The sequence below is a fragment of the Thalassovita sp. ABM4_323 genome, from assembly GCF_056158665.1.
Window position 1 is genome coordinate 3,608,649 of the sequence record NZ_JBSWTS010000007.1, and the last position, 16,962, is coordinate 3,625,610.

19 protein-coding genes and 1 tRNA gene are annotated in these 16,962 nt (G+C 60.7%); 14 read left to right on the forward strand and 6 right to left on the reverse strand.

Annotation, left to right across the window (positions count from 1 at the left end; genetic code table 11):
* Positions 1-5 precede the first annotated feature (5 nt).
* Both recJ and ACXADQ_RS20300 read left to right on the forward strand, forming a co-directional pair.
* Complete coding sequence (recJ, locus tag ACXADQ_RS20295) at positions 6-1,751, forward strand: single-stranded-DNA-specific exonuclease RecJ (protein WP_475325785.1); 1,746 nt, start codon at positions 6-8, stop codon at positions 1,749-1,751.
* Positions 1,752-1,848: 97 nt separating this feature from the next.
* Positions 1,849-1,923, forward strand: a tRNA-Glu gene (locus tag ACXADQ_RS20300).
* Between the two features lie 82 nt (positions 1,924-2,005).
* Here ACXADQ_RS20300 and ACXADQ_RS20305 read toward each other — a convergent pair.
* The 3 genes from ACXADQ_RS20305 to ACXADQ_RS20315 all read right to left on the reverse strand — a co-directional run bounded on the left by ACXADQ_RS20305 (position 2,006) and on the right by ACXADQ_RS20315 (position 4,456).
* Entirely contained in the window at positions 2,006-2,773 is a 768-nt protein-coding gene (locus ACXADQ_RS20305) for a CDP-alcohol phosphatidyltransferase family protein (protein ID WP_475325788.1), read from the reverse strand.
* A 3-nt stretch (positions 2,774-2,776) separates the two neighbouring features.
* A complete protein-coding gene (locus ACXADQ_RS20310) occupies positions 2,777-3,457 on the reverse strand; it encodes a phosphatidylserine decarboxylase (protein ID WP_475325791.1) in 681 nt (226 codons plus the stop codon).
* Between the two features lie 81 nt (positions 3,458-3,538).
* Positions 3,539-4,456 (reverse strand): LysR family transcriptional regulator, encoded by a 918-nt coding sequence (locus tag ACXADQ_RS20315; RefSeq protein ID WP_475325793.1) that lies wholly within the window; start codon positions 4,454-4,456, stop codon positions 3,539-3,541.
* 109 nt (positions 4,457-4,565) lie between these two features.
* Here ACXADQ_RS20315 and ACXADQ_RS20320 point away from each other — a divergent pair, with 109 nt between their 5' ends.
* The 3 genes from ACXADQ_RS20320 to ACXADQ_RS20330 all read left to right on the forward strand — a co-directional run bounded on the left by ACXADQ_RS20320 (position 4,566) and on the right by ACXADQ_RS20330 (position 7,417).
* Positions 4,566-5,756 (forward strand): cytochrome P450, encoded by a 1,191-nt coding sequence (locus ACXADQ_RS20320; RefSeq protein ID WP_475325796.1) that lies wholly within the window; start codon positions 4,566-4,568, stop codon positions 5,754-5,756.
* Positions 5,757-5,785: 29 nt separating this feature from the next.
* Positions 5,786-6,823: a TRAP transporter substrate-binding protein gene (locus ACXADQ_RS20325; protein WP_475325799.1), complete on the forward strand. Its 1,038-nt coding sequence runs from the start codon at positions 5,786-5,788 to the stop codon at positions 6,821-6,823.
* 150 nt (positions 6,824-6,973) lie between these two features.
* Positions 6,974-7,417, forward strand: coding sequence for an acyl-CoA thioesterase (locus ACXADQ_RS20330; protein WP_475325803.1), 444 nt, complete (start codon positions 6,974-6,976; stop codon positions 7,415-7,417).
* Here the strand turns inward: ACXADQ_RS20330 and ACXADQ_RS20335 are convergent.
* Together ACXADQ_RS20335 and ACXADQ_RS20340 are read right to left on the reverse strand one after the other, a co-directional pair.
* Positions 7,408-7,638 carry a DUF2842 domain-containing protein gene (locus tag ACXADQ_RS20335; RefSeq protein WP_475325806.1) on the reverse strand — a complete coding sequence of 77 codons (231 nt, stop codon included), beginning with the start codon at positions 7,636-7,638 and terminating at the stop codon, positions 7,408-7,410. The genes ACXADQ_RS20330 and ACXADQ_RS20335 overlap by 10 nt on opposite strands.
* Entirely contained in the window at positions 7,638-8,933 is a 1,296-nt protein-coding gene (locus tag ACXADQ_RS20340; RefSeq protein ID WP_475325807.1) for an adenylosuccinate synthase, read from the reverse strand. The genes ACXADQ_RS20335 and ACXADQ_RS20340 overlap by 1 nt, the downstream gene beginning before the upstream one ends.
* 157 nt (positions 8,934-9,090) lie before the next feature.
* Between ACXADQ_RS20340 and ACXADQ_RS20345 the strand changes: the two genes are divergently transcribed.
* The 3 genes from ACXADQ_RS20345 to ACXADQ_RS20355 all read left to right on the forward strand — a co-directional run bounded on the left by ACXADQ_RS20345 (position 9,091) and on the right by ACXADQ_RS20355 (position 11,755).
* Positions 9,091-9,486, forward strand: a complete 396-nt coding sequence (locus tag ACXADQ_RS20345; protein ID WP_475325808.1) for a DUF6524 family protein — start codon at positions 9,091-9,093, stop codon at positions 9,484-9,486.
* A 99-nt stretch (positions 9,487-9,585) separates the two neighbouring features.
* Positions 9,586-9,942, forward strand: a complete 357-nt coding sequence (secG, locus tag ACXADQ_RS20350; RefSeq protein WP_475325810.1) for a preprotein translocase subunit SecG — start codon at positions 9,586-9,588, stop codon at positions 9,940-9,942.
* Positions 9,943-10,111: 169 nt separating this feature from the next.
* Positions 10,112-11,755 (forward strand): CTP synthase, encoded by a 1,644-nt coding sequence (locus ACXADQ_RS20355; RefSeq protein WP_475325814.1) that lies wholly within the window; start codon positions 10,112-10,114, stop codon positions 11,753-11,755.
* A gap of 48 nt (positions 11,756-11,803) precedes the next feature.
* Here ACXADQ_RS20355 and ACXADQ_RS20360 read toward each other — a convergent pair whose 3' ends face one another.
* Entirely contained in the window at positions 11,804-12,322 is a 519-nt protein-coding gene (locus ACXADQ_RS20360) for a hypothetical protein (protein WP_475325816.1), read from the reverse strand.
* Positions 12,323-12,575: 253 nt separating this feature from the next.
* On the opposite strand from ACXADQ_RS20360, the gene ACXADQ_RS20365 reads away from it, so the two are divergent.
* From ACXADQ_RS20365 to ACXADQ_RS20390, 6 genes are all read left to right on the forward strand, one after another.
* Positions 12,576-12,977: a tellurite resistance TerB family protein gene (locus ACXADQ_RS20365; protein ID WP_475325820.1), complete on the forward strand. Its 402-nt coding sequence runs from the start codon at positions 12,576-12,578 to the stop codon at positions 12,975-12,977.
* A gap of 45 nt (positions 12,978-13,022) precedes the next feature.
* Entirely contained in the window at positions 13,023-13,463 is a 441-nt protein-coding gene (locus tag ACXADQ_RS20370) for a tellurite resistance TerB family protein (RefSeq protein ID WP_475325823.1), read from the forward strand.
* A 137-nt stretch (positions 13,464-13,600) separates the two neighbouring features.
* Positions 13,601-14,377, forward strand: coding sequence for an ABC transporter ATP-binding protein (locus ACXADQ_RS20375; protein ID WP_475325828.1), 777 nt, complete (start codon positions 13,601-13,603; stop codon positions 14,375-14,377).
* A 40-nt stretch (positions 14,378-14,417) separates the two neighbouring features.
* Complete coding sequence (locus ACXADQ_RS20380; protein WP_475325830.1) at positions 14,418-15,143, forward strand: transporter substrate-binding domain-containing protein; 726 nt, start codon at positions 14,418-14,420, stop codon at positions 15,141-15,143.
* Between the two features lie 48 nt (positions 15,144-15,191).
* Positions 15,192-16,076, forward strand: a complete 885-nt coding sequence (locus tag ACXADQ_RS20385; protein ID WP_475325833.1) for an ABC transporter permease — start codon at positions 15,192-15,194, stop codon at positions 16,074-16,076.
* Positions 16,073-16,879: an ABC transporter permease gene (locus ACXADQ_RS20390; protein ID WP_475325836.1), complete on the forward strand. Its 807-nt coding sequence runs from the start codon at positions 16,073-16,075 to the stop codon at positions 16,877-16,879. The genes ACXADQ_RS20385 and ACXADQ_RS20390 overlap by 4 nt, the downstream gene beginning before the upstream one ends.
* Positions 16,880-16,962: the final 83 nt, after the last annotated feature.

Below are 16,962 nucleotides of genomic sequence, written 5' to 3' on the forward strand. Positions count from 1 at the left end.
GCGACGTGGCTTTTCTGGGGGTCAACGCATCGGCAACCGGACGGGCCTGGATCGGGCCCGACGCCGCACTGATGCGCCTGGCCGAAGCGATGGAGCAGCAAACCGGCCTGCCCGGCCCTGTCTGCAACATTCTGGCCCGGCGCGGTGTCCCCGCCCACGAGGCCAAGGGCTTTCTGGAACCGCAATTGCGCGATCTGCTGCCGGACCCGCGCAGCCTGAAAGACATGGAAACCGCCGCCGCGCGGTTTCTGCTGGCGGTCAAACAGCGTCAGCGCATTGCCGTTTTCGCCGATTATGACGTGGATGGGGGCAGCTCGGCCGCGCTGCTCTTGGACTGGCTGCACCAGATGGGCGTGCAGGCCACGCTCTATGTGCCCGACCGCATCGACGAAGGCTATGGCCCCAATGACGAGGCAATGGCCCAGCTGGCGCGCGCGCATGACCTGATCATCTGTGTGGATTGCGGAACCCTGTCGCACGGGCCGATTGCCGCCGCCAAAGGCGCGGATGTGGTGGTGCTGGATCACCACCTGGGCGGCGAAACCCTGCCCGAATGCGTGGCCGTGGTGAACCCCAACCGTCAGGACGAAACCGGCGATCTGGCGCATCTGTGCGCCGCCGCCGTGGTGTTCCTGATGCTGGTCGAGGCCAACCGCCAAATGCGCGAGGACGGCGCCAAGGGCCCCGATCTGATGGCCATGCTGGACCTTGTGGCGCTGGCCACCGTGGCAGATGTGGCGCCCCTGGTGGGGGTGAACCGCGCGCTGGTGCGCCAGGGGCTAAAGATCATGGCGCGCCGCGCCCGCCCCGGCATCGTGGCCCTGTCAGATGTGGCGCGGATGGATCAGGCGCCCTCGACCTATCACCTTGGGTTCCTGCTGGGCCCGCGCGTCAACGCTGGCGGTCGCATCGGTCAGGCCGATCTGGGCGCGCGCCTGTTGGCCTGCCGCAACCCGCACGAGGCCGAGGCCATGGCCGCCCGTCTGGACCAGCTGAACACCGACCGGCGCGACATCGAAAACCAGGTCCGCGCCGCTGCGTTGGTGCAGGCCGAAGAACGCGGGCTGGATGCGCCTCTGGTCTGGGCCGCGGGCGAAGGCTGGCATCCCGGCGTGGTGGGCATCGTCGCCAGCCGCATCAAGGACGCCACCAACCGCCCCGCCATCGTGATCGGGCTGGACGGGGACGAGGGCAAAGGCTCGGGCCGCTCGGTCGCGGGCGTGGATCTGGGCGCCTCGATCCAGCGTCTGGCCGCCGAGGGGCTGCTGATCAAAGGCGGCGGGCACAAGATGGCTGCGGGCCTGACCGTCGCGCGCGACCAACTGGACGCCGCAATGGAACGCCTGAGCGCGCTGTTGGCCAAACAGGATGCAGGCACAAGCGGCCCCGCTGATCTGAAGATCGACGGGATGCTGATGCCTGGCGCCGCAACGATCGAGCTGATCAACACGCTGGAACAAGCCGGGCCCTTTGGCGCGGGCGCCCCGGCCCCTCGTTTTGCCTTCCCTGATGTGGCGATCACCTTTACCCGTCGGATTGGCGAAAATCACCTGAAACTCAGCTTTGGCGATGGCATGGGTGCCCGGATCGAGGCCATCTGTTTCGGTGCTTACGATGGCCCGCTGGGTCCGATGCTGGAAAACCATGGCGGCGCGCAATTCCATCTGGCCGGACGGTTGGAAATCAATCACTGGAACGGCCGCCAGACAGTGCAATTGCGCCTCGAAGACGCCGCGCCTGCCGCCGCCTAGCCCGCGACACAGAAATGTAAAAAGAATTGGTTTCAGGAGGCATTTTCCTCTTGCGGAAGTGCGCGGCTTTTTCTAAAAGCGCGCTCACACCTAGAGTGCTCCGTTCGTCTATCGGTTAGGACGCCAGGTTTTCAACCTGGAAAGAGGGGTTCGATTCCCCTACGGAGTACCACTTTCCCACCTTCGGAATCCAAGCTCGCCGCGCGCAGGACACTTGTGCGGTTTGCGACCTATCCTATTGGAATGATTGAGATTTACCCAAAGATCCGGCCGCGCGCTTTGACCACCGCGTGCAGCAGCACCCCAAGATAGATCAGATCGACCCCCACCAGCAGCAACCACGGCTGGCTGAACATCAGGCCGATTCCAACCACCAGCGTGAACATGATCACCACGACCAACCCGCGCGGAATGCGCAGGGTTTTGGGCGACAGGGTTTTCAGGCTGGACACCATCAGCAGAGCCACCAGCCCCAACCAGAACGCAACCAGCAGTGCGGGCGTTTGCGGGCTCAGCACCCCGGCCTGAACCGCGAACAAGGGAAGCAGCGCCAACAAGGCCCCGGCGGGTGCGGGCACGCCGACAAAATGGGTTTTGTCGTCTTTGGTGGTGACCTCTTCGTCGGCCCCGGCGCCGCGCATCACGTTGAAACGGGCCAGACGCAGACAGGCTGCGGCCGCCAGGATCAGCACGAACATCCAGCCCAGACTGCCCAGTGGTTCCAGCATGAATTTATACAGCAAAATCCCCGGAGCGACGCCGAAGCACAGGAAATCGGACAGCGAATCCAGCTCGGCGCCGAAATTCGAGGTCGCCCGCAGACGGCGTGCCAGCAGGCCATCCAGGCCATCCATCAGAACCGCCAGGAAAATCAGCGCCACGGCAAAACCGAACCGTTCGTCCATCGCAAACCGGATCGAGGTTAGCCCCAGGCACATTCCCGCCAGCGTCACCATATTGGGCAGCAGCAACAGGAAGGGCACGCGGTCTCGATCACCGTTGCGAGGGGCGAAAGGTTTCATGCGTCAGGCCTCGCTCACGATGCCCAGATCGGCCAGAACGGTTTCGCCCGCGATCATGGTCTGGCCAATCTCGACCAGCGGACCGACGCCTTCGGGCAGATAGATATCCAAACGCGAGCCAAAGCGGATCAGGCCAAAACGTTCGCCGCGGCCCTTGTGCGTCCCCTCGTCGGTCCAGCACAGGATGCGACGCGCGACCAGGCCAGCGATCTGCACCACGCCATATTCGCGGCCATCTGCGATTTGCACGGTCAGACCATTGCGCTCGTTGTCCTCGGAGGCTTTGTCCAGCGAGGCATTCAGAAATTTGCCGGGGCGATAGGCAACGGTGGTGACCGTGCCCTCGTGCGGGATGCGGTTCACGTGGCAGTTAAACACCGACATGAACACCGAAATCCGCGTCATTGGCTGATCGCCCAGGCCCAGCTCGGCCGGGGGCACAGCAGGTTCCAGCAGCGAAATGACCCCATCGGCGGGCGACACCATCAGGCCAGGGCGCTGAGGTGTGACGCGCTCGGGGTCCCGAAAGAAATAGTAAACCCAAACGGTGATACCGGTGCCGATCCAACCCAGAGGCGCCCAGATCCAGAACAGGACCAGCGTGATCGCCGCGGCGATGGCCACGAATTTGCGCCCCTCCGGGTGCATCGGTTTCACAAAGGTCGACATCATCGAAACGGACATGGAACCCCCATCGGGTTGGTGTGTGACGGAATTCTTTGGTCAATAGAGCAAACCAGCCCGAATGCAAATCCCCGCAGGCTCTTAGCTGGCCTTTTCCCGCGCCACCAACCGGTTGGCCGCCTCGGCAATGACCGAGCGCAGCCAGACATGAGGCGCTGAAACCTGTGTGCGCGCCGTCCAGAACAGATCAATGCTGATCTCGGCCGAAAACGGGCACGGGACCACCGCCACCCGGTCCCCAAAGCTGCGCGCCATCCGGGCCGGAATGGTGGCGATCAGGTCCGTTCCCTGCAACAAATCGGCCAGATTGGCCGGGCTTGGGACCTCGATAACCGCGTTGGGAAAATAGCCCTGTGCCTCCATCACCACCAGGAACCGCGACCGGAAATTCCCCCCGTAATTCACCACGATCTGAGGCGCGCTGACGCAGGTTTCCTTGTCCATCACCTGCCCCGCCAACGGATTGTCGACATCCATCACGCAGACATATTCGTCGGTCATCAGCGAGCGACGGAAATACCCCACGTCTTCGATCTGAATGGGGCCGATCAGGATATCGGATTCCGAGCGCACCAGCTGTTCCTTGCCCCGCACCGTGGACGAGATGATCCGCAGCTTCATCCCCGGCGCGTCGCGGCGCAGAATGCGGATGACCTCGGGCAGCAAGGTGACGCGTTCATAAAAATTGCAGCTGATCCCGATTTCAAGCGCCGCCACAGCCGGATCAAAATCGCGCGGGGCGGTCAGGGCCTCGAACCGGTCCAGCAGCTCGCTGGATTGGGTGACGATCTCGGTGCATCGCTCGGTCGGGACAATCCCGGCCCCCTGGCGCACGAATAGCGGATCCTTGAAGGTCTCGCGCAGGCGGGCCACCGCATAGCTGACCGTCGATTGGGTGACCCCCAGGCTTTCGGCTGCGCGCGAGAAACTGCCATGCCCATGGACAAGCCGCAGCGTTCTGAGGGCGGCAAAATCGATGTTCAGCGGGTCTGCGGTCATGCTCATCACCATCTAATTTTTCGATTGACGCTATCAAAGTCATCGGATTGCCCAATGTCAAACCTGTCATTAGGCTGGTGCGACATTTTCGACTTTGGGAGGAGGAGAAATGACCACCGCGACCCTGTCCGCAGTGCCGGTCAACACCGATATCACCATTGATCAGCTGATCCGTGATCCGTATTCGATCTATCGCAAATTGCGGGCCGAAACGCCGGTGGTGCGGGTGCCCAGCATCAATCGCATCATGCTGACCAAGGCCACCGACACCAAGCGCGCCAAGGAAGATTGGGAGCTGTTCAGCTCGAACGATCCGCGCACCCCCATGCAGCGCGCGTTCCAGGCGCATACGCTGATGCGCAAGGATGGCGCCGAACACAAAGCCGAGCGCAACGCCATGGCCCCGGCCTTTGCCCCGCGCCTGATCAAGGGCTGCTGGCAGGAAAAATACACCAAGGTGGCCGAGGAATATGTCGCTCGCCTGCCCCGCGGTGAAACCGTGGATCTGTTCGGCGCTCTGGCCGCCCCCTATGCGGCGCGCTGCCTGACGCATCTTCTGGGCATCCCCGAGGCCTCGGACGCGGATATGATCCGCTGGTCGCAAACGCTGATCGATGGCGCGGGCAATTTCGGCAACGATCCCGAGCTGTTCGCCCTGTCGGATGCCGCCAACGAGGAAATGAATGCCCTGTTCGACAAATGCGCCGAGCGGGTCAAGGCAGAGCCCGATGCCTCGGCGCTGTCGGCCATGGTGAATGCCCAAGACCCCATTCCGACCAGCCAGATCTATGCCAACGTTAAGATCGCCATTGGCGGCGGTATCAACGAGCCGCGCGACGCTCTGCTGACCATCCTGTATGGATTGCTGACCAACCCCGACCAGCGCGCGGCCTGCGTGGCCGACAACCTGTGGGATGCGGCCTTCGAGGAAGGCGTGCGTTGGGTCGCCCCGATTCAGGTCAGCAACCGCGTCGCCAACGAGGACACCGAATTCCGGGGGCTGCACATCTCCAAAGGCGAGGTGTTGATGACCGTCCAGGCCTCGGCCTGTCATGACGAAGACCTGTACGAAAACCCCGAAATCTACAACATCTTTCGGCCCAAAACCCAGCACCAAGCCTTTGGGAACGGGCCGCATTTCTGTCAGGGCACCCATATCGCCCGACGGATGCTGGCACAGATCATGCTGCCAATGCTGTTCGACAGATTCCCGAACATGAGCTTGCCTGATCCCGAACAGGCCAAATTCTGGGGATTTGCGTTCCGTGGCCCGCTAAGCCTGCCGGTCACACTCAACTAAGTTTCATTGTACGTTCAGGGAGGAAACCAATGAAAAGACGTAACATTCTGAAAACCGTGGCCGCAGCCGCGATTGCCGCCGGGCTGTCGCCCAGCCTGGCCTTTGCGCAGGACGTGACCCTGCGGCTGCACCAGTTTTTGCCGCCGCCCGCGACCGTGCCCAAGCACATCCTGAAGCCCTGGGCGCAACGGGTGGAGGAGGCCACCGGTGGCAAGCTGAAGATCGAACATTATGACGCGATGGCGCTGGGAGGACGCCCCCCAGCCCTGATGGATCAGGCCATTGATGGTGTGGCCGATATCGTCATGACCGTTGTGGGCTATACGCCCGGGCGCTTCCCTAAGACCGAAGTGTTCGAGCTGCCCTTTATGATGACCAGCCCCGTGGCGACCTCGAAGGCATTCCAGGAACTGGTGGAAACCGACCTGCAGGACGGCGAATACAAGGACGTGAAAGTTCTGGGCGCCTGGGTGCATGGCCCCGGTGTGATCCACGCCAGCCGCCCCGTCACCAAGGTCGAGGACATGTCGGGCCTGAAACTGCGCGGCCCGACCCGTGTGATCAACGACATGCTGAAAGAACTGGGCGCGACCCCGGTTGGCATGCCCCTGCCCGCCATCCCCGAGGCCCTGTCCAAGGGTGTGGTCAGCGGCACCGTGATCCCGTGGGAGGTCACACCGGCCATCAAACTGTCTGAACTGGTGGACAACCACACCGAATTCACCGGGGACGAGGCGCTGTATACGGCGACCATCATCATGGTGATGAACAAGGCCAAATATGACAGCCTGCCCGCCGATATCCGTGCGGCCATTGATGCCGAATTGGGTCTGAAACTGTCTGAATTTGCCTCGCAGATCATGTGGGACAAGGACGTGCCAGGCCGGGCCATCGCCGAGAAGGCTGGCAATAACATTGTTCAGCTCTCTGCCGAGGAAGTGGCGCGATTTAAGGCGGCCTCGCAGCCGGTGATTGACCGCTGGGTGGCCGAGATGGACGAGAAGGGAATCGACGGCAACGCTCTGATCGAGCAAGCCAAGGCCCTGATCAAGAAACACGGCGGCTGACTCCTCCCGTGATCAGCCGAAATGCGCGCCGGTGGGTCGGGACCTGCCGGCGCGTTTTTTGTGCCTTGGGGGCTGTGACGTAACGCAGGGCTGGCCCCGCGCGCGGATCTGTTCAAAACTGGGGGCACCAACAGAACGTGGATCAACCAGATGCCCAAATCCCCCCGAGACACCCGCGCCGATTATGCCGATTTCTACCCGCTGCAAACCCGCTGGATCGATAATGACATCTACGGCCATATGAACAACGTGGTGCATTATTCGTTGTTTGATACGGCGGTGAACGGCTGGCTGGTGGACAAGGGCCTGCTGGACCCGCTGACCAGTCCGACCATCGGCTTGGTGGTGGAAACCGGGTGTCAGTATTTTGCGGAAATGCGTTTTCCTGACCGGATCACGGCGGGGCTGCGGATCGTGAAACTGGGAAACAGCTCGGTCACGTATCAGGTGGGGCTGTTTCGCAATGACGAAGACGCTGCCTCGGCCATGGGGCATTTCACGCATGTCTATGTGGATCGAGAAACGCGCCGCCCTGCCCCTATCGAGGCCGAGCGGCGCGCTGTCATGAGCCAGTTGCTGCGGGATCAGTCCTGATCGCGCGGCGCGTCGGGATCGGCCTGGCCGACCCCTCTGAAGATGAACTTGAACGGCAGCGCCCAGATGAAACCCAGCGCCACATAGATGGCCAGCTCGATCAGCAACGAGGGCCTCTCAAACAAGGACGTCACCCACCACGCCGCCGCGATATACAGCGGCAGGCCGACCAGCAGGATCAGCAGCGCCAGACGGCGGCGGGTTTTATAGCTCAGCGCCATCAGTCAGCGAACGGGTCGGTGACAAGGATGGTGTCGTCACGCTCGGGGCTGGTGGACAGCAGGGCGACGGGGCACTCGATCAGCTCTTCGACGCGGCGGACGTATTTCACCGCGTTGGCCGGCAGATCGTTCCAGCTGCGCGCGCCTTCGGTGGATTCCGACCAGCCGGGAATTTCCTCGTAGATCGGTTTGCAGCGGGCCTGCTGATCAGCGGCGGTGGGCAGGTAATCCAGACGCTCGCCATCCAGTTCATAGCCGACGCAGATTTTCAGGGTCTCGAACCCGTCCAGCACATCCAGTTTCGTCAGCGAGATGCCGTTGATCCCGTTCACTGCGCAGGTCTGACGGACCAGGGCGGCGTCAAACCAGCCACAACGGCGTTTGCGGCCAGTGGTGGTGCCAAATTCATGGCCACGCTCGCCCAGGCGCTGACCGTCAGCGTCATCCAGCTCGGTCGGGAACGGGCCTTCGCCCACACGGGTGGTATAGGCCTTCACGATGCCCAGCACGTAATCGATCGAGTTGGGGCCGATGCCCACACCCGTCGCGGCCTGACCGGCAATCACGTTCGAGGAGGTCACGAAGGGATAGGTGCCAAAATCAATGTCCAGCAAGGCACCCTGCGCACCTTCGAACAGGATGCGTTTGCCGGATTTGCGTTTCTCGTTCAGCACTTTCCAGACGGGCGCGGCGAAGGGCAGGATTTCCTTGGCGACCTCTTTCAGTTGGGTCAGCAGCGCGTCGCGGTCGACGGGTTCAATGCCCAGACCTTTGCGCAGCGGATCGTGGTGCTGCAGGGCGCGGTCCACGCGGGCCTCCAGGGTGGCCTCGTCCGCCAGATCGGCCACGCGAATGGCGCGGCGGCCTACCTTGTCTTCGTAGCAGGGGCCGATGCCGCGGCCGGTGGTGCCGATCTTGGTGCCTTTGCTGGCGGCCTCTTCGCGGGCGCGGTCCAGCTCGCCGTGGATCGGCAGAATCAGCGGGGTGTTTTCCGCGATCATCAGCGTGTCGGCGTTGATCTCGACGCCCTGTTCGCGGACGGTGGCGATTTCATTGACCAAGTGCCAGGGGTCCAGCACCACGCCATTGCCGATCACCGACAGTTTCCCGCCGCGCACAACACCCGAGGGCAGCGCGTGCAGTTTGTAGACCTTGCCGTCGATCACCAGCGTGTGCCCGGCATTGTGGCCGCCTTGGAATTGCGCGATCACGTCGGCGCGTTCCGACAGCCAATCCACGATCTTGCCTTTACCCTCATCGCCCCATTGGGCGCCGACGACGACGACGTTTGCCATTGCTGGTCCTCTTTCAAATGTGGATCAAACCCGCGCCCGTATATATGCACCGGCCCCGGTGTGAAACCTCAAATTCGCCGCAGGGCTGGACAGCAGCGGCGCTTTGCGCGATCCATATTGGCAGATAGTCACGTTTCTTGCAGCACCGAGGGGTCAGATGGGCTTCTTTCTTCGATGGTTGATGGCGTTCATTCTGCTTTCACTGACCTATAACCCGACCGGCTTTAACTATGCCAAATGGGTCAGCAAGAACTATTCCGACCAGCTGCCTATGGCGGTGCTGCTGGGGCTGTTGCTGCTGGTGGGCTATATTATCTATCTGCGCGCCACCCTGCGTTCGATCGGAGCCTTCGGCATGTTTCTGGTGATGGCCATTGTCGGCGCATTGCTGTGGGTGCTGTATGATTTCGGCCTGCTGGACCTGGAAAACCAGCGCATGAACACCTGGCTGGGGATTTTCGCGCTGTCCATCGTTCTGGGCATTGGCCTGAGCTGGAGCCTGATCCGGCGGCAATTGACCGGCCAATACGACATGGATGATGTCGAAGAGTAGCTTTTCCTGATCTCTGCCCGCGCAGAATGACAAAGGCGGGTTGCGGGGGACGGGGCTTTTCCCTAAATAGACGCGGAAAGACATCTCAGGCAGGCCCCAATGGAAAACGTCGTCCTTATCATCCACCTTCTTCTGGCGCTGGCGCTGATCGGCATCGTGCTTTTGCAACGGTCCGAGGGCGGTGGTCTTGGAATCGGTGGCGGCGGTGGGGCCGTTGCGACACGCTCGGCTGCGACTGCGCTGAGCAAGGTTACCTGGGTTCTGGCCGCTGGGTTCATCTGTACCTCGTTGGCGCTGACCGTCATCGCGACGGAAAAAACCGCGGGCAGCTCGGTTCTGGATCGTCTGGGTGGCACCACCACCGAAGAGACCGCCCCCGAGGAAACGCAGCCCGGCAATGACCTGCTGCCGCCATCGGCTGGTGATACCGGCCCGCTGGTTCCCCGCGCGGACTAACCACAACACCTTGAAATTTCGCGGACGACCGCAACAGCATCTTGCGGTCGTCTTGCGTTATATTTGCGAATCTAGTAAGGCTTGAGTCCCGTGGTGCTACGGTTTTTTTGGAACCGTAGGGGCGCAGGTTTTGGCAAAATGCCAGGCGAAAATCACGGGAGAAGCCGACATGGCTCGTTATATCTTCATCACTGGTGGTGTTGTGTCCTCGCTGGGCAAGGGGTTGGCTTCAGCTGCCCTTGGAGCGTTGTTGCAAGCGCGCGGTTTTTCGGTCCGCCTACGCAAGCTGGACCCCTATCTTAACGTCGATCCAGGCACCATGAGCCCGTTTGAACATGGCGAGGTGTTCGTCACCGACGATGGTGCCGAAACCGATCTGGACCTGGGTCATTACGAACGTTTCACCGGCGTGCCCGCGCGCAACACCAACTCGGTCAGCTCGGGGCGAATCTATTCCAACGTTCTGGAAAAAGAGCGTCGCGGCGATTACCTGGGCAAAACCATTCAGGTCGTTCCCCACGTCACCAACGAGATTAAGGATTTCCTGGCCGTCGGCGATGACGAGGTCGATTTCATGCTGTGCGAAATCGGCGGCACCGTCGGCGATATCGAGGGCCTGCCCTTCTTTGAAGCGATCCGCCAGTTCACCCATGACCGCCCGCGCGGCCAGTGTATCTTTATGCACCTGACGCTGCTGCCCTATCTGGCGGCCAGCGGCGAGCTGAAGACCAAACCGACCCAGCACAGCGTCAAGGAATTGCAAAGCATCGGCATCGCGCCCGACGTGCTGGTCTGCCGCAGCGAACAGCCGATCCCGGACAAAGAGCGCGAGAAAATCGCCCTGTTCTGTAACGTTCGCAAGGACGCGGTGATCGCCGCCTATGACCTGAACTCGATCTACGAAGCCCCGCTGGCCTATCACCACGAAGGTCTGGATCAGGCGGTTCTGGACGCGTTCGGCATCTCGCCCGCGCCCAAGCCCGACATGGCCAAATGGGACGATGTTGTTGATCGCATCCACAATGCCGACGGCGAAGTGAAGGTGGCGATCGTGGGCAAATACATCCAGCTGGAAGACGCCTATAAGTCGATCAAAGAGGCCCTGACCCACGGCGGCATGGCCAACCGGGTCAAGGTCAATGTCGAATGGGTGGATGCTGAAATCTTCGATAACGAAGACCCGGCGCCGCATCTGGAGGGCTTCCACGCCATTCTGGTCCCCGGTGGCTTTGGCGAGCGCGGCACCGAAGGCAAGATCAAAGCGGCCGAATTCGCCCGTACGCGGAAAATCCCCTATCTGGGCATCTGTCTGGGCATGCAAATGGCCGTGATCGAGGCCGCGCGCAACGTGGCTGGCATCGACACTGCGGGCTCGGAAGAGTTCGATCACGAGGCCGGCGGCAAGCGGTTCGAACCCGTTGTGTATCACCTGAAAGAATGGGTGCAGGGCAACGCCAAGGTGAAGCGCAAAGCCGATGACGACAAGGGCGGCACCATGCGTCTGGGCGCCTATGATGCGGTTTTGGCGGATGGCTCGAACGTGGCCAAGGTCTATGGCGGCACCGCGATCGAAGAACGCCACCGTCACCGCTATGAGGTGGATATCAAGTACCGCGAAAAGCTGGAGGCCTGCGGGCTGACCTTCTCGGGGATGTCGCCCGATGGCCGCCTGCCCGAGATCGTGGAATGGACGGATCACCCCTGGTTCATTGGCGTGCAATATCACCCCGAACTGAAATCCAAGCCGTTTGATCCGCACCCGCTGTTCAAGGACTTCGTCCGCGCGGCCGTGGAAACCTCCAGGCTTGTCTAACAGAAAACGGGGCCAGATAGGCCCCGTTTTTCTTTTATTTGGAATGGATTAGCGCCAGATCGGCTCCATAAATATGCGCAGCAATGTCGGGCGGTTGTCGTGCTCGGGTGTCATCACAAGCGTGCGCGGACCATTGTCGGAAATGGCCTCGAATTTGGCCTCGTCAAACACCCAACGGCCCATGCGGCCCTCTTGGCGATCCCGCCGTTGCGCGTTGATCCAGGTTTGCGCCTCGTGACGCACCGGGGCAAGACCGATATCAGGATCCGGCAGGTAGAAACCCGCGCTGATACGGCTGTGCAAACAATCCAGCATCGAGCAACGCGCGCTGTCCTGCAACGGCACTTCGTCGGGGTCCATGTGGTTGAAAGGATGGGGGTTTCCGTTCAGGAACACCCGCACAGCGGTGGCAAGATCCAACCCGATCTTGGACATGTGCCGCCCAAGTTGGCGCATGTCCCCTGTAGCCCAGTCAAAGGCAATGGCTGCCTGCGCGACCTCGTCCAATCCCTGCGGTTTGAACGCAGCGGGCTTGTCGTCCCAGTCATTTGAAATCATCCGGTTCATCGCCGGAACTCCTTCTGGCGTATCTACTCAGTTAACCTTCTATTGAGGGTTGTGGGAATTAGTTGGGCTGAATTGTGACCGGTTTGAGGCGCCTTCCCCTGCGTCAGCGCAGTGTTTCACCGAAGCCACAGCGCCGCGTTCGCAGTGCAGCGCATCAAGGTTTTTCGATTTGCGCGGAATCAGTTCTGCGCCTAGCCTTCAAGATATGTTCGCGCAACTTTTCAGATCTGTCCGCGGCATCAAGGACACCGAATTGCCCGAGCCGGATGAAAAGCTGGCCTTGGGCGCCTTGCTGGTGCGGGTCGCGAAATCCGACCTCAACTATAATGTCCATGAAATTCAACGGATTGACCGGATTTTCTCGCAGCGGTTTGACCTGAACGTGGTCGAAGCCGCCAAGATGCGCGCGCTTTGTGAAAAACTGGAACAGCACGCGCCTCATATTGACGTCTTCTCGGAGATGATCCGCGAGGGGGTGGATTTCAACGAACGTTTGGCCACGCTTGAGGCCATGTGGCAGGTCGCTTTGGCCGACGGGCATGAACGCCCCGAAGAGCTGGACGTTGTCAATCGCACCAAGCTGGCCCTGGGCCTGTCCGAAGCCGATAGTCAGCAAGCTCGGTTCCAGGCGGCGCAATCGATCAACAAGACCTGAACCGAGTTTGTTGGCGCGGCGCGCAAAAGCCCCTATATCGGTGTCATGTTTGCAGATCTCTTGAAGCGGCTGACGCAGCCCGGCCCCGCCCCTTTGCCCGATGATGACGCGCGCCTGGCGCTTTGTGCGCTTTTGGTGCGGGTCGCCCGCGCAGATGGGCATTTTGACAGTGACGAGCGGGCCTTGATCCTGCAAATCGCGCAAACGCGGTACGCGCTTGGCCCCGAGGCCGCGCAAACCCTGCTGCAACAGGCCGAAATCCTGGAATCCGAAGCCCCGGACACCGTGCGTTTCACCCGCGCCATCAAAGACGCCGTGCCGTTCGAAGCACGCACCGCCATCATCGAATCCCTTTGGCAGGTGGTTCTGGCCGATGGGGTGCGCGATGACGCCGAGGATTTGCTGCTGCGCATGGTCGCCAATTTTCTGGGCATCAACGACCGCGACAGTGCTTTGGCCCGTCAACGCGTTGAAAATCGCGGCTAAAACGCACGAATATCTGACCCATTCTGCATGACCGAAGGTCAATCTAATCGTTTTTCGCCCGAAAACGTCGGTTTGAAAGTTGCATCATTCGGTAAAAAATTTCCTACTGGAGGAAAGAAACAAGAAACAGGGTCGTCGTGTCCGCTAAGGAACCAGTCATCGAAATTCGAGGGCTTTTCAAAGCCTATGGCTCGTTGGAAGTCATTAAAGGCGTGGATATCACCGCGCATAGGGGAGACGTTGTTTCGCTGATTGGCTCGTCCGGGTCAGGCAAATCCACCATCCTGCGCTGCGCCAACCTGCTGGAAGACAGCCAGAAAGGCGAGATCCTGTTCAAGGGTGAACCCGTCAAATGGAAGGGCCAAGGCCACGCCCGCCAGCCAGCCGATGCCAAACAGGTTCTGCGCATCCGCACCAACTTCAGCATGGTGTTCCAACAGTTCAATCTGTGGGCCCATATGACCATCCTGCAAAACGTGATGGAGGCCCCGGTCACCGTCCTGGGCCGCGACAAGGCCGAGGTGGAAACCAAAGCCCGCGCCTATCTGGACAAGGTCGGGATCGGGGACAAATGCGATGTCTATCCGGCCCAGCTGTCCGGCGGCCAGCAGCAACGCGCTGCCATCGCCCGCGCCCTGTGCATGGAGCCCGAAGCCATCCTGTTCGACGAACCCACTAGCGCTCTGGACCCCGAACTGGAACAAGAAGTCGTTAAAGTTATCAAAGACTTGGCTGCCGAAGGCCGCACTATGCTGATCGTCACTCATGACATGAAAATGGCCCATGACGTCAGCAGCCACGTCGTATTCCTGCATCAAGGCAAGATCGAGGAAGAAGGCCCGCCCGAAATTCTGTTCGGCGCGCCCAAAACCGAACGCCTGCAACAATTTTTGTCCGTCACCTCTCATTTCTGAGAAACGGGCCTTCCAACGCGCAACCTAACGGGAGTGAACCATGAAGAAACTGATCCTAACGACCACAATCCTGGCCCTGTCGGCTGGCATGGCGATGGCGGGAAGCCACGCAAAAACCATCCGTATGGGCACCGAGGGCGCCTATCCTCCGTTCAACTATCTGAATGACAATGGCGAAGTTGACGGGTTCGAACGCGAGTTGGGCGACGAGCTGTGCGCCCGCGCCGAGCTGAAATGCGAATGGGTGACCAACGATTGGGATTCGATCATCCCCAACCTGGTGTCGGGCAACTATGACACCATCATCGCTGGCATGTCGATTACAGCCGAACGCATGGAAAAGATTGACTTTACACAGGCTTACACGCAGCCCGATCCCTCGGCCTATGCGGTTCTAAGCATGGATGTGGATATCAAAACCGGCGTGATCGCGGCGCAGGCCAACACGATTCAGGCAGGATTCATCGCAGAGATGGGCGCGCAACTGGTCGAATTCGCCACGGTTGACGAAGCCCTGGCCGCCGTTGTGAACGGCGAGGCCGACGCGATCCTGGCGGACAAGGCCAGCCTGGCCGACTATGTGGCCGCAGATGACGCCCTGATGTTCCTGGAGCAAGAGGAAATGATCGGCGGCGGTGTCGGCATGGGCATCCGCAAATCCGACGCCGAGCTGCGCGGCAAATTCGATGCGGCCATCCAATCGATGAAGGATGACGGCACGCTGAACGCCCTGATCACCAAGTGGCAAATCGGCGAAACCTTCTGATCCAACAGGCGGGGGCGCGCACCGCCCCTGCCCCATCCGGACGGCACTATGTTTCCCTATTGCACCGACCCATCCACGCTTGAGGGGCTGAGCTGGCTCAGCTGCTATCTGACCACGGACAAGCACATGATGCTGTTCTACTCGGTCGGGACGGTGCTGTTGTTGCTGGCGATCACCGCCCCCGCTGCATTGGTGTTCGGGTTCTTTGGGGCGACAGCGGCGAAATCGCCCGTGCTGCCACTGCGCTGGCTGGGCAAGATCTATATCTCGGTCGTGCGCGGCGTTCCGGACATCGCGTTTTTCCTGTTTTTCGTGATCGCGCTGGATCAGGGGTTTGAATGGATCCGCCATCAACTGAAATGCCCCGACTGGTCTGATCCGATCCGGCAGGGCAATGACTTCGTGGTCTGCAACATTGCGAAACTGCCGCTGGGGGACGCCCCGCAATGGGTACACGAGATCTATGGCTTTGCCCTGGCTGTACTGACTTTTGCCATTGTTTTCGGGGCCTTCGCGGCCAATGTGTTGTTCGGGGCCATGCGGGCCGTGCCCCATGCCCAGATGGAAACGGCCTATGCCTATGGCATGTCCAAACGGCAGGCCTTCTGGCGCGTGATGGTGCCGCAGATGTGGGTCTATGCCCTGCCCGGCCTGTCGAATTTGTGGATGGTGCTGATCAAAGCCACGCCGCTGCTGTTCCTGCTGGGGGTCGAGGATATCGTCTATTGGGCGCGCGAGCTGGGCGCGGCGAAGACCCCGCGCTTTACTGACTATCCGCATCCTGACTGGCGGATGTGGTATTTTCTGGGGCTGCTGGTGTTTTATCTTGGGTTCACCCGCGTGTCCGAGGTGGCGCTGGAACGACTGATGAAACGTCTGTCACACGGCCAAGCCACCGCTGCCGGTGAAGCCCAGCGGAGGGCCGAGGCATGAGCTGCGTCCAGATCATCCAGGACTACGCGCTGCGCTCGATCGGGATCGGCGAACGGCTGCTGCCCAAGACCGATTTCACGCTGTGCCATCAGGTGACGCTGATTGGCTCGGGCATGTTGTGGAACATCTATTTCGGGGTCATGGCCCTGCTGGCTGGCTTCTTTCTGGCCAATGCGCTGGCCGTAGCCAAGAATTCGCAATCCCGCTGGCTGCGCAAACCGGCCGAGTGGTTCATCTTTGTGTTCCGGGGCTCGCCGTTGTTCGTGCAGTTCTTCTTTGGCTATTTCCTGTTTCTTTCGTTGAAAAAGGCGTTTCCGCTGTTCGCCCCGTTCACCGATGCCTGGCTGGGCGCGCTGATTGTGCTGTTTTTCAACACCGCCGCCTATTCGGGCGAGATTTTCTATGGCGCGCTGCGCTCGGTCCCCAAGGGGGACATGGAGGCCGCGGATGCCTATGGGTTTAGCGGCTGGAAAAAGTTCCGCCACATCACCTGGCCCACGACCCTACGGCTGGCCTGGCCCGCCTATACGAACGAGGCGATTTTCCTGTTTCACGCCACGGTTCTGGTGTTTTTCTCGGGCTTTCCGGCGTGGCGACAGAAGGGCGACGCGCTGTATTATGCCAGCTATTTCGCTGAAAAAACCTTTAACCCTTTTGTGCCCTACCCGATCCTCGCCGGGTACTTCATTCTGTTGACCCTGGTCATCGTTGGCATCTTTGGGCTGATCAATCATCGGCTGAACCGGCACCTGCCCCAACAACACCGGCGTAAAATTCGCTTGCGTCCGCGATTGATCCGGTAGTATCCATTATTTGATCAAATTATTTAGCTGCGCATCATTGCGCCCTTTTGGCGTGACTTTGTGCCCAATGTTCGCACTCAATT